The sequence below is a fragment of the Streptomyces sp. NPDC045998 genome, from assembly GCF_056430285.1.
The window spans coordinates 20,479-32,770 of sequence record NZ_JBWKLJ010000006.1; the positions used below are offsets into that span (position 1 = coordinate 20,479).

Sequence of the window (12,292 nt, forward strand, 5' to 3'; positions counted from 1 at the left end):
ACGCTCTCACGGCACACGCGTGACGAAGAGTGGTGTTCCGGGGCGGGCGGCGGGTGCAATCCTCTTCGCGCAGACCAGATGTCCCGTGCCGGACGGATGGCTGCGGTACGAGCTCGACAACTGGGCCGCCGAGGCGGTCGCGGATCATCAGCAGCATCCGGCACCCCGCCAGCCGTGCGCGCCCTCCTGGGAGTCGACGTCGATCACGGCCACGTCCGGGCGGCACAGCTGCGCCCGCGCGAGGACCTCGCCCTCCCGCCGGCCTCGGCGACGACCTCGACGTCCTCCTCGCGAGACAGGAGCGCGGCGAGCCCCCCCCGCACGAGGCGGGTGTTCTCGACGAGAGGAACGCGTATCAATGTCGCTCCCACCCGACGCGGTCGTTGCCCTGGGCCACCCCCGCGAACGCCCCTCCGCCCTTTATCTCCGCGTTCCCCGCGGATTTCAGTGCGTTCCGGGCGGCGGCGGCGCAGGAGCCAGCGCCCACCGGATCGTCCTGGTCAGCGCATGTCCGCCGGGCCGTACGCAGGCCGCCTCCAGCACCGGCAGGTACGGCAGCCCCAGCAACCCGCGCGCCCAGCGCGGCAGCGTGGAGACGGCGTTCGCGGCGAGGACGGCGTACGGGGCGCGGGCGACGGCCGGCAGCGGCGGGCGCAGCAGGAGGAAGCGCGCCGCCTCGCGGGCCTCCGGCGTGGCGCGCAGCTCCGGCCGGTAGGAGGCCAGCCGCTCGGCGAGCCCGGCCAGATCGCGGGGCGGGTCGACCACGCCGAGCGCGGCCGCGACGCGTGCCGTGTCGGCGACGTAGGCGTCGCAGCCCTCGGCGTCCAGCGGGTGGGCGCCGTAGCGCTGGTGGGCGCACAGGAAGCTGTCCACCTCGGCGACGTGCACCCACGCCAGCAGGTGCGGGTCGGCGGCGTGGTACGGCTCCCCGTCGGCGGTCACGCCCTTCACCCCCTCGTGCACGGCGCGGACCCGGTCCACCGCCCGCTGGGCGTCGTCCGCGGCGCCGTACGTCGTCATGGCGAGGAAGGTACTGGTGCGCTGGAGCCGCCCCCAGGGGTCGCCGCGGTAGTCGGAATGGCCCGCCACGGCGGCCATGGCCAGCGGGTGCAGCGACTGCAGGAGCAGCGCGCGCAGCCCGCCGATGAACATCGCGGCCTCGCCGTGCACCTGGCGGATCGGCCGGTCCGCGGCGAACCAGCGGGGCCCCGGCGCGCCATGGATACGCGCGCGGTTCGCCCGGCCACTCGGCCCCGCGACCCGGGCGAACAGCGTCGAGCCGAGCCGCTCCCGCAGCTCGGTGAGACCCGGCGCCGAGAGGTTCATCCGTCAAGTATCCGCCCGGGGCCCACCCCCTCGGCAAGAGCCGTACCGGTCGCGTTCCCGCCCAAGGCCGACCGCGTCGGCGGCAGCCGCGCCGGTCGTGTTCCCCGTCCGGGCTCCGCCCGCTCGGCAAGAGCCGTACCGGTCGTGTTCCCTGTCCGGGCTCCGCCCGCTCGGCAACAGCGCTGCCGGTCACGTCTCCGCCCGGGGCCCACCCCCCTCGGCAAGAGCCGTACCGGTCACCTCTCCCGCCCCGGCCCCGCTCCTTCGGCGGGAGCCGTGCCGGTCGAGGGCCCTCACCGCAGCGCGTGCACGCCCGCAGCGAATACCGGGGGAAGCCGGGACGCCAGCGGTACGACCAGCCGGGCCGTGCCCGGCCGGCAGCTGAGCCGGACCAGTGCCTCCGTCAGCAGGCGGTGCCGCCGCGACAGCCTCCGCCACGCCCCCTCGTACGCGCGTGGGCGTCCCGCCCGCAGGCATGCCACCGCCCCCTCGGCCGACGCCAGCGCGAGCGCGACGCCCTCGCCGGTGAGCGCGTCCACGTACCCGGCCGCGTCACCCACGAGGAGCACCCGCCCGGCCACCCGGGCGCGCACCCGCTGCCGGAGCGGCCCGGCGCCGCGCACCGCGCTCGTCGGCGCCGCGCCCCGCACCCGGCCGGCCACCTCGGGGAAGGCGTCCAGGTGCCGTTCGTACCCGCGTCGCACCGTGCTCAGCACCGCCACGCCGACCAGGTCGTCGGCCACGGGCGTCACGTACGCCTCCCCGTACGGCGACCAGTGGACCTCCACGAAGTCCGACCAGGGCGCCACCCGGTAGTGCCGCCGGAGCCCGTAGCGCCGGGGCAGCCGGGGGCCCGGCAGCTCCAGGCCGAGGGTGCGCCGCACGGGGGAGTGCAGGCCGTCGGCGGCGACCAGCCAGCGCGCCCGCAGCCCCCCGGCGCTCACCCCGTCCGCGTCCTGCCGTACGTCGCCGACCCTGCCCTCCACGCACCGGACGCCCAGCTCGGCGGCCCGGCGCGCCAGCGCCGTGTGCAGGACGGTGCGGCGCACGCCGAGGCCCGTACCGTCCCGGAAGGCCGCCTGCGCGCGGTGGGGCCCGTCGACGTACCGGATGCCGCGCAGTTCACGCCCCGCCGGGGCGAGGCCCAGCGCGCGCAGGGAGCGGACGCCGCCCGGCATGACGCCCTCGCCGCACGCCTTGTCCACCGGGCCCGGGCGCGGCTCCACCACGACGGCCTCCCAGCCGGCGAGCGCCGCGTGGATCGCCGCGGCGAGCCCGGCGGGGCCGCCGCCCGCCACCAGCAGGTCGATCACCGGGTGGCCTCCACGCACGGCGCCGCCCCGGGCGCCGCCCCCGTCGCCGACCGCAGTGCCGCCTCCTCGCACCGGACGCGTACCGCCAGCAGCACGGCGTTGACCACCGTGAACACCACCGCCGTCAGCCACGCCCCGTGCACCAGCGGCAGCGCCAGGCCCTCGGCGACCACCGCCACGTAGTTCGGGTGGCGCAGCCACCGGTACGGGCCCCCGGACACCAGCGGCAGGCCGGGCACGACGAGGACCCGGGTGTTCCAGCGCGGCCCCAGCGTGCGCACGCACCACCAGCGCAGGGCCTGCGCCGCCGCGACGACAGCCACCATGGCCCAGCCGAACACGGGCGTGAAGGGCCGCCCGGCCACCCATACTTCGGCGAGGCAGCTGGCCAGCAGCCCGGTGTGGAGCACCACCATCACCGGGTAGTGGCCCCGGCCGGACTCGACGCCGCCGCGCGCCAGGCTCCAGCGCGTGTGGCGTCGGGCGACCACGAGCTCCGCGACGCGCTCCAGGCCGACGGCCAGCACCAGCACCGTGTACCAGACCATGTTCATCTCCCGACTCCGTCTCCCCGTCTCCCCGATTCACCAGCGCAGCAGGACCAGTTCGGTACAGAAGCCGGGCCCCATGGCGAGCAGCAGCCCGGGTGTGCCCGACGGCGGCCGCCCGGAGCCGGACGCCAGCGTGTCGCGCAGGACGTGCAGCACCGAGGCGGACGACAGGTTGCCCACCTCGGCGAGCGTGCGCCGGCTCACGTCCAGGGCACATCCCGGCAGGTCGAGCGCCTCCGCGACCGCGTCCAGGACCCGGGGCCCGCCCGCGTGGCACACCCACGCCGTCACGTCCTGCCGCCCCAGCCCCTGGTCCGCGAGGAAGTCGTCGACGTCCTCGGCGAGGCTCTTGCGCACGAGGTCGGGGACGGCCGGATCGAGGACGACGCGGAAACCGGAAGCGGTGACGTCCCAGCCCAGCAGCCGCTCCGTGTCCGGATACAGCCGGCTGCGGCTCGCCACCACGGTCGGGGCGGATCCGGCCGCCGGCTGCCGCCGGGCACCGCAGGCGACGACGGCACCGGCCCCGTCGCCGAACAGCGCGGTGGCGACCAGGTTGGCCGGTGACGCGTCCGCCCGCTGGAAGGTCAGGGAACACAACTCGACGGAGAGCAGCACGGCCACGTCGTGCGGGCGGCCCAGCAGGTAGTCGTGGACCCGGGCCAGTCCGGCCGCGCCCGCCACGCACCCCAGGCCGAAGACCGGGATCCGCTTGACGTCCGGCCGCATGCCGAGGAGGCCGGCCAGCCGGGCGTCCACGGACGGCGCGGCGATCCCCGTGACGGACGTGAAGACCAGCAGGTCCACGTCGCGCGGCGACAGACCGGCCTCGCGCAGCGCCCCCGTGACCGCCTCGGCACCGAGCTCGACGGCGGCCGCGATGAAGACGTCGTTGACCTGGCCGAAGTCGTCGAACCCGCCGTAGCGGTCCAGCGGCAGCACCGTGTGACGCGTGTTCACCCGCGCACCACGGTGCAGCCGGTCGAGCGCGCGCCGGTCGGCACCGGCGGGCAGGCAGGTGCGGGCCACCATGTCGGTGATCTCGCGCTGGGTGTGCCGGTGCGGCGCCACGACTCCGTGGACGGCTGCGATCCGCGTCATCAGGGCTCCAGGTCGGGGTCGTCGTGCCCTCATGCCTGCCACCCTGCGGCGCCGTCGTACCGCCCGATCGCCCGCCCGGCGCCTACGATCCCCGCGTGGACGCCACCACCGACGCCGTAGCCACCCGCCGCCGAGCCCTTCGCGCGGGCCTGCCGAGGGCCTGTCACCCGCTGCCCACGGCGGCCGTCACCCTGCTGGTCACGGCGCTGGCCGCCACGGCCGGGCACGACGCGCGCGGCTGCCTCCTGGTGGCGGCCGCGGTGCTCGCGGGCCAGCTGTCGGTCGGCTGGTGCAACGACGCCGTCGACGCCCGGCGCGACCGCGCGGCCGGGCGGTACGCCAAGCCGGTGGTGTCCGGTGCGGTGAGCCTGACGGCCGTACGGGCCGGGGCCCTCGTGGCGCTGGCGCTCAGCGTGCCGCTCTCGCTGGCCTGCGGCGCGCTCGCCGGAAGCGTCCACCTCGCCGGGGTCGCCGCCGCCTGGGCGTACAACCTGGGGATGAAGGCGACGGTGCTGTCCTGGCTGCCGTACGCGATCGGGTTCGCCGCCCTGCCGTCCTTCGTCGCGCTGGCCCTGCCCGGCAGCCCGTGGCCCGCGTGGTGGGTGGTCGCCTGCGGCGCGCTGCTGGGTGTGGGCGCGCACCTGGCCAACGTGCTGCCCGACATCCCGTCGGACCTCGCGGTGGGCGTACGCGGCTGGCCCCAGCGCCTCGGCCCCGCCCGGGCGCGGGCGCTGATGCCGGTTCCGCTGGTGGCGGCGTCCGCCGTGGCGGCGCTGCCGGGGGGCGCCGGCCTCCCGGGCCTGCTCGCCCTGGCGGCGGCCGTCCTGGTCTCCGTCGCCGGCACGGTCGTGGGGCGTCGGCGCGCCGAGGCGCCGTTCCGGGCGGCGATCGTGGTCGCGGCCGTCGACGTGGCGATGCTCCTGGGACGGGGAGCCGGGCTGACGTGACGGCCCGTCACATAGGATCGCGGGATTCGTTCCGATCAGCCCGACCCGGGGGGACCATCCGTGTCACGTCACTCGCTCAGCCGCAGAAGACTGCTGGCCACCACCGCAGGCGCGGGCGCCGCGCTGGCGGCCGGCCCGGCGGCGGGCACCGCGTCGGCCGCCGACGCGCCGACGCCCAACCCGTACCAGCCGAAGCTCCCGCACCAGATCGAGGCCGAGACCCTCGTCGACTACCTGCGGCTGCGGCCCTGGAGCGACGGCGCCAACCGCTACAAGGCGGCAGGACAGTTCCCGGACGAGAACTCCTCCCTGGTCTGGGGCGCGCCCGGCCACCCGGAGCAGTTCTCCGCACTCGCCCAGTGCTCGTCGTTCCTCACCATGGTCCTGCAGCGCGCCTACGGCACCGGGACGGCGTACGGGTGGGCCACCAGGGAGTACTTCGCCCAGTACTTCAAGACCGAGGCCGGGAAGTTCTACCCCACGGCCGAGAAGTTCCGCGAGGGCTTCGCGAACGCGGCGTCCATCCCGCACTTCACCGGCGTCACCAAGCCGGTGAACCTCCGGCCCGGAGACCTGGTCGCCTTCGACTACGACGCGGACGCCACCACCGAGCCGTACACGGGGCACATCGTCATGATCCGCGCCCGCAAGGGCACGCTGGCGTCCCCGGTCGACAGCCAGGTCGGCGACGGCGTCATCCCGTACGTCTTCGAGATCGTCGACTGCACCAGCGACCCGCACGGCAACCCGGCCGCCTCCGCGGGCGCCGAGGCGACCTACCGCGCCTTCCCCGACACCCGCATCGAGGAGGCGGCCGACGGCACGACGGGCTGGACGGAGCACGACGGCGTCGGCTACGGCCACATCGTCTTCTACGCGGACCCCACCACGAAGCTCTTCGCCGGCTACCGCTGGAGCGTCAACTCCTCGACCCCGCGCAAGGCGACCGACCGCCCGATCGCGGCGGCCCGCGTCCACCTGGGCTGAGCCGGCACACCGCGCGGCCGGTACGGCGGGGTCGTACCGGCGGGGTCGTACCGGCGGTCAACCGATCGGTTGACCGCCGGTCGAGCGCGATGGCCGATACCGCCGGCGGCCGCCGCGGACGAGTCTTGGGCCATGCCCATGATCGAGGTTCAGGACCTGCACAAGGCCTATGGCGACCGGAAGGCCGTCGACGGCGTCTCCTTCGCGGTCGAGGAGGGGGAGATCTTCGGGATCCTCGGCCCCAACGGCGCCGGCAAGACCACCACCGTCGAGTGCGTCGCGGGCCTGCGCGCCCCCGACACCGGGACCGTGCGGGTCGCGGGGCTCGACCCCGTCGCCCGCCACGAGCAGGTCACCCGGCTGCTCGGCGTCCAGCTCCAGCAGAGCGAGCTGCAGCCCAAGCTCACCGTCCGGGAGGCCCTCGGCCTGTACGCGTCCTTCTACGACCGCCCCGCCGACTGGCGCGTCCTGGTCGAACGGCTCGGCCTCGCGGGTCAGTCGACGACGCGCTTCGGCAGGCTCTCCGGCGGACAGAAGCAGCGGCTGTTCGTCGCGCTCGCCCTCATCGGCAACCCGCGTGCCGTGATCCTCGACGAGCTCACCACCGGACTCGACCCGCACTCCCGGCGCGACACCTGGGCGCTGGTCGAGGACGTCCGGGCGCACGGCGTGACGGTCCTGCTCGTCACCCACTTCATGGAGGAGGCCCAGCGCCTCTGCGACCGGGTCGCGGTCATCGACAGGGGTCGGGTCACCGCCCTCGACACCCCCGCCGGGCTCATCGACCGCACCGCCGCCTCCCGCACCGTCTCCTTCGCCGCCGACACCCCCCTCGACCGGGCCGACCTGCTGGCCCTGCCGGGCGCGGCCGGCGTGGACACCCGGGACGGCCGGACCGTCGTCACCGGCACCGACGCGACCGTCGACGCCTTCGTCCACCTGCTCGCCCGCCGCGCCGTGACCGCCCGCGGCCTGCGGATCTCCGAGGCCACCCTCGACGACGCCTACCTCGACCTCACCGGAGCCGACCAGTCATGAACGCCGCACCCGCCCCTACCCCTGCGCCTTCCCCTGCCCCCGCCGCTGCGGCCCCCACCGCCGTCTCCGCCTCCGCCGCCCGGGCGGTCCTGCGCGCCGAGGTCCGCCTCTTCTCGCGCGAACCCGGCACTCTGTTCTGGGTGATGGCCGCGCCCACGGTGCTCCTCGTGGTCCTCGGCCTCATCCCTTCCTTCCGCGAGCCCTCCGCCGATCTCGGCGGTCGCCGGGTGATCGACCTCTACCTCCCCGTGGCCGTGCTCTTCGCCCTCATCATGGCCGGGATCCAGGCCATGCCGCCGGTCCTGGCCGGCTACCGGGAGCGCGGCATCCTGCGCCGGATGTCCACCACACCGGTCCGCCCGGCCGCCCTCCTCACCGCGCAGTTCGCCCTGCACGCCGCCGCCGTGCTGATCTCCTGCCTCCTCGTCGTCACGGCCGGGCGGCTCGTGTTCGGCGTTCCCCTGCCGCGCGACATCCCCGGCTACGCCGTGGCCCTGCTCCTCGCCACGGCCGGCAGTCTCGCCCTCGGCGCGGCGGTCTGCGCGGTCTCCCGCACCCAGAAGGCCGCCACCGCGGTCGGCGCGGTCGTGGCCTTCCCGGCCATGTTCACCGCGGGCGTCTGGGTGCCGGTCCAGGTGATGCCCGGTACGCTGCGCGAGATCGTCGAGTGGACCCCGTACGGCGCCGCCTCCCGCGCGTTCGACGCGGCTGCGGGCGGTGCCTGGCCGGGGTGGGCGGTGTTCGGGGTGATGGCCCTGTGGGCGGTGGTCCCCGCAGGTGCGGCGGTCCGCTGGTTCCGCTGGGAGTGACGAGTCGGGGGGCGACGTGAGCACGAGCGTGAGCAGGGGCGGGACGACGCTCGAGGAGCGCTGGCAGCAGTTCTTCCGCTGGGGCCCGTACGGCCTCCTCACCGTCGCCACCCTCCTCGCCGCGGTCTGGGCCTCGGCCGAGGAGGCGGCCATGGACGGGCCGGAGACGGCCGCCGCCGGCGCCCTGACCGGCGCCGCGCTCGCCCTCCAGCTCTGGTGGACCGCCCACCAGCGCGGGCTGCCCGCCGCCGTTCCCGTACCGGGGGAGGGCGGCGCATGCGCACGGCCCGTCCCGGTCACCCTCCTCCCGGGCGCCCCCAGCCCCGCCTCGACCGGCTACTTCCTCCTGCGCACCGCGCTCGCGTTCGCCCTCACCTGGCTCAACCCTTTCTTCGCCGTGTACGCCTCCGTCGGCTACTTCGACGCCGTCCACCTCCTGCCGGCCCGGCCCGCCCTGGCGCGGACCGGGCTGCTCGTCGTCGCCCTGACCATGGCCGGTTCCCAGTCCGGTGGGCTCCCGCCCCGATCCCCACTCCAATGGATCGCCTTCGGCGGCCTGTTCGCCCTCAACGCCGGCCTCGCCATCGGCCTCGCCCACCTGGGCACCAAGGAGGCCGAGAAGGCCGCCGAGCGCGCCGCCACCATCGCCGAGCTCGCCCGGCGCGGCGCCCGCTCCCGGGTCCTCGTCCTCACCACGTACGACACCGACACCGACACGCTCCCCGCCATCGAGGCGGGCGCCACCGGCTACCTCCTCAAGGACGCCCCCCGCGAGGAGCTGTTCACCGCGGTCCGCGCCGCCGCCGAGGGCCGCACCGTGCTGTCCCCGGCCGTCGCGACCCGGCTCGTCACGCGCGTGCGCAACCCCGCCGCACCCGTCGACGCGTCCCTCTCCGCCCGGGAGCGGGAGGTCCTCGAACTCGTCGCGCAGGGCACCCCCAACCGCGGGATCGCCGTCGAGCTCTTCATCAGCGAAGCCACGGTGAAGACCCATCTGACGCACATCTACGGCAAGTTGGGCGTCAAGGACCGGGCCGCCGCGGTCGCCGCCGGATACGACCGGGGCATCCTGGGGCGCCGCCGAGGCGAGCCCGGAGCCGCCGAGCGCTGATCGCGGCGACCCCTGAGCGCTTTGTCCTGCGTGCGGAAGAAGTAGGGAATCCGCGTGCGAAAGGGGTTACGCGCCCGGACCAAGCCCGCTAACTTCCTTGAAACGCACCGGCCATGAGTCGACGGCCGGTGACCTTCGGCGCGACGGCGCGCGCCGGTGCTCCCCCGGCAGGTCCCTTCCCCGGCCTGCCGACCCCCACGGACACCCACGGGAGACTCTGTGCGCAGAAAACCGTTCCGGACGTTCGGTTCCTCAGGGTTACGGCAGACCCCCGCCCTCCTCCTCACCGCGCTGCTCGCCGGCGCGCTCCTCGCTCCCGCCGGGCCGGCCACGGCGGCGCCACCCCCCGATGCGCCGGCGGCGGCCGCCGCGGCCGAGGAGTTCCAGCAGGTCACCCTCGCCAAGGGCGTCGCCGAAACGGGCGAACCCATGACCATGGCGGTGCTCCCCGACCGCTCGGTGCTGCACACCTCGCGCGACGGCACCCTCCGCCTCACCGACGCCGCGGGCACCACCAAGGTCTCGGGCAAGCTCGACGTCTACACCCACGACGAGGAGGGCCTCCAGGGCGTTGGCGTGGACCCCGCCTTCGCCGCCAACCGGTACGTCTACCTCTACTACGCGCCCAAGCTCACCACCCCGGCCGGTGACGCCCCGGCCGACGGCACCGCCGCCGACTTCGCCCCGTACGACGGCGTGAACCGGCTCTCCCGCTTCACCCTCAACGCCGACGGCACCCTGAACACCAGCAGCGAGAAGAAGATCCTCGACGTGCCCGCCAGCCGGGGCATCTGCTGCCACGTCGGCGGCGACATCGACTTCGACGCGCAGGGCAACCTGTACCTGTCGACCGGCGACGACTCCAACCCCTTCGCCTCCGACGGCTACACCCCCATCGACGAGCGCGCCTCCCGCAACCCCGCGTACGACGCCCAGCGCTCCGCCGGCAACACCAACGACCTGCGCGGCAAGGTCCTGCGCATCAAGGTGGCCGCCGACGGCTCGTACACCATCCCGGTCGGCAACCTCTTCGCCCCCGGCACGGCGAAGACCCGCCCCGAGATCTACGCCATGGGCTTCCGCAACCCGTTCCGGATGAGCGTCGACAAGGCGACCGGCACCGTCTACCTCGGGGACTACGGACCGGACGCGGGCACCGTGAACCCCTCGCGCGGCCCCGCCGGACAGGTCGAGTTCAACCGCATCACCAAGGCCGGCAACTACGGCTGGCCCTACTGCGTCGGCAAGAACGCCGCCTACACCGACTACGACTTCGCCACCGGCGCCTCCGGCGCGGCCTTCTCCTGCGCCGCCCCGAAGAACACCTCGCCCCGCAACACCGGCCTGACCGACCTGCCGCCCGCCGAGCCCGCGTGGATCCCGTACGACGGCGGCTCGGTCCCCGAGTTCGGCTCCGGCTCCGAGTCCCCCATGGGCGGACCGGTCTACCGCTACGACGCCGCCTCCACGTCGCCCGTGAAGTTCCCGCAGAGCTACGACGGCAACTTCTTCGCCGGCGAGTTCGGCCGCAAGTGGATCAAGCGCATCGCCCAGACCGCCGACGGCACCGTCCAGTCCATCAACGCCTTCCCCTGGAGCGGCACCCAGGTGATGGACATGGCCTTCGGCCCCGACGGCGCCCTGTACGTCCTCGACTACGGCACCGGCTACTTCAACGGCGACGCGAACTCCGCGCTCTACCGCATCGAGCACATCACCGGAGGCCGCTCCCCGGTCGCCCAGGCCAAGGCCGACCGCACCTCCGGCAAGGCCCCGCTCACCGTGGCCTTCTCCTCCGCCGGCAGCTCCGATCCCGACGGCGACCCGCTGACCTACCGCTGGGCGTTCGGTGACGGTGCCACCTCGACCGCAGCGAACCCGTCGCACACGTACACGGCCAACGGCCAGTACACCGCCACCCTCACCGTCTCCGACTCCACGGGCCGCAGCGCGAGCGCCTCCGTCCAGGTGACCGTCGGCAACACGGCGCCCACCGTGAAGCTCGAACTGCCCGTGGACGGCCGGATCATCGACCCGGGGGCGGCGGTGCCCTTCAAGGTCACCGTGACCGACCCCGAGGACGGCGCGATCGACTGCTCCAAGGTCAAGGTCACCTTCATCCTCGGCCACGACAGCCACGGCCACCCGCAGACCTCCGCGACCGGCTGCTCCGGCACGGTGCAGACCATCGCGGACGGCGAACACGACCCGAACGCCAACGTCTTCGGCGTCTGGGACGCCGAGTACACCGACAAGGGCGCGAACGGCCAGCCCGCCCTCACCAGCCACGACCAGCACATCAGCCAGCCCAGCCACCGCCAGGCCGAGCACTACGGCGCCTCCGCGGGCGTCCAGGTCGTCAGCCACACCCCCGCCCACGGCGGCAAGACGGTCGGCTACATCGACAACGGCGACTGGATCTCCTTCACGCCGTACGCCCTCGACGACGCCGAGCGGTTCACCGCCCGCGTCTCCTCCGGCGGCACGGGCGGCACCATCGAGGTGCGCGCCGGCTCACCCACCGGCACCCTGCTGGGCACGGTGGCGGTGCCGGTCACCGGCGGCTGGGAGACCTTCCAGGAGGTCGGCACCCCGCTGACCAACCGGCCCGCCTCCACCACCACCCTCCACCTCGTCTTCAAGGGCGGCACGGGCGCGCTCTTCGACGTCGACGACTTCCACTTCACCACCCCCGGCACCGGTACCCGGACGGGTGAGGTGAAGGGTGTCAACGGCAAGTGCCTGGACGTGGCGGGTGGTTCGTCGGCGGACGGTACGCAGGTGCAGGTGTGGACCTGCAGCGGTTCGACGGCGCAGAAGTGGACGGTGCCGGGTGACGGCTCGCTCCGGGCGCTCGGCAAGTGCCTGGACGTGAGCGGTGGCGGTACGGCGGACGGCACGAGGATCCAGTTGTGGACGTGCAACGGCACCGGCGCCCAGAAGTGGCAGGCCCGTGCCGACGGGACGCTGCTCAACGCGCAGTCGGGCAAGTGCCTGGACGCCGAGGGCGCGACCTGGAACGACGGCACGAAGGTCCATCTGTGGACCTGTCACACCGGCCCCAACCAGAAGTGGACCCTGCCGTAACCGCCGTCCCTGAGAAGGAGGT

The 12,292-nt window shown here is 74.6% G+C and carries 9 protein-coding genes and 1 pseudogene; 6 read left to right on the forward strand and 4 right to left on the reverse strand.

The features are described 5' to 3' along the window. Positions 1-444: 444 nt before the first annotated feature. The 4 genes from AC07FJ_RS18800 to AC07FJ_RS18815 all read right to left on the reverse strand — a co-directional run bounded on the left by AC07FJ_RS18800 (position 445) and on the right by AC07FJ_RS18815 (position 4,291). Complete coding sequence (locus AC07FJ_RS18800; RefSeq protein WP_479050248.1) at positions 445-1,326, reverse strand: oxygenase MpaB family protein; 882 nt, start codon at positions 1,324-1,326, stop codon at positions 445-447. 293 nt (positions 1,327-1,619) lie between these two features. Next, positions 1,620-2,639 (reverse strand): NAD(P)/FAD-dependent oxidoreductase, encoded by a 1,020-nt coding sequence (locus tag AC07FJ_RS18805; protein ID WP_479050250.1) that lies wholly within the window; start codon positions 2,637-2,639, stop codon positions 1,620-1,622. After that, positions 2,636-3,187 carry an isoprenylcysteine carboxyl methyltransferase family protein gene (locus AC07FJ_RS18810; RefSeq protein WP_479050845.1) on the reverse strand — a complete coding sequence of 184 codons (552 nt, stop codon included), beginning with the start codon at positions 3,185-3,187 and terminating at the stop codon, positions 2,636-2,638. Before AC07FJ_RS18810 ends, AC07FJ_RS18805 begins: the two co-directional genes overlap by 4 nt. 36 nt (positions 3,188-3,223) lie before the next feature. Further along, a complete protein-coding gene (locus AC07FJ_RS18815; protein WP_361423281.1) occupies positions 3,224-4,291 on the reverse strand; it encodes a type III polyketide synthase in 1,068 nt (355 codons plus the stop codon). A 95-nt stretch (positions 4,292-4,386) separates the two neighbouring features. On the opposite strand from AC07FJ_RS18815, the gene AC07FJ_RS18820 reads away from it, so the two are divergent. From AC07FJ_RS18820 to AC07FJ_RS18845, 6 genes and pseudogenes are all read left to right on the forward strand, one after another. Then, positions 4,387-5,238, forward strand: coding sequence for a UbiA family prenyltransferase (locus tag AC07FJ_RS18820; protein ID WP_479050253.1), 852 nt, complete (start codon positions 4,387-4,389; stop codon positions 5,236-5,238). Positions 5,239-5,298: 60 nt separating this feature from the next. Beyond that, positions 5,299-6,225, forward strand: a complete 927-nt coding sequence (locus AC07FJ_RS18825; protein WP_479050255.1) for a hypothetical protein — start codon at positions 5,299-5,301, stop codon at positions 6,223-6,225. 132 nt (positions 6,226-6,357) lie between these two features. Then, the gene (locus tag AC07FJ_RS18830; RefSeq protein ID WP_479050257.1) at positions 6,358-7,263 is read left to right on the forward strand and encodes an ABC transporter ATP-binding protein; all 906 of its coding nucleotides are present in this window, start codon (positions 6,358-6,360) and stop codon (positions 7,261-7,263) included. After that, on the forward strand, positions 7,260-8,072 hold the full coding sequence (locus AC07FJ_RS18835; protein ID WP_479050259.1) for an ABC transporter permease: 813 nt from the start codon (positions 7,260-7,262) through the stop codon (positions 8,070-8,072). The genes AC07FJ_RS18830 and AC07FJ_RS18835 overlap by 4 nt, the downstream gene beginning before the upstream one ends. Positions 8,073-8,709: 637 nt before the next feature. Beyond that, positions 8,710-9,183 (forward strand): annotated as a pseudogene (locus tag AC07FJ_RS18840) (LuxR C-terminal-related transcriptional regulator); the annotation flags it as partial. Positions 9,184-9,474: 291 nt separating this feature from the next. Then, positions 9,475-12,270 carry a lectin gene (locus AC07FJ_RS18845; RefSeq protein WP_479050846.1) on the forward strand — a complete coding sequence of 932 codons (2,796 nt, stop codon included), beginning with the start codon at positions 9,475-9,477 and terminating at the stop codon, positions 12,268-12,270. Positions 12,271-12,292: the final 22 nt, after the last annotated feature.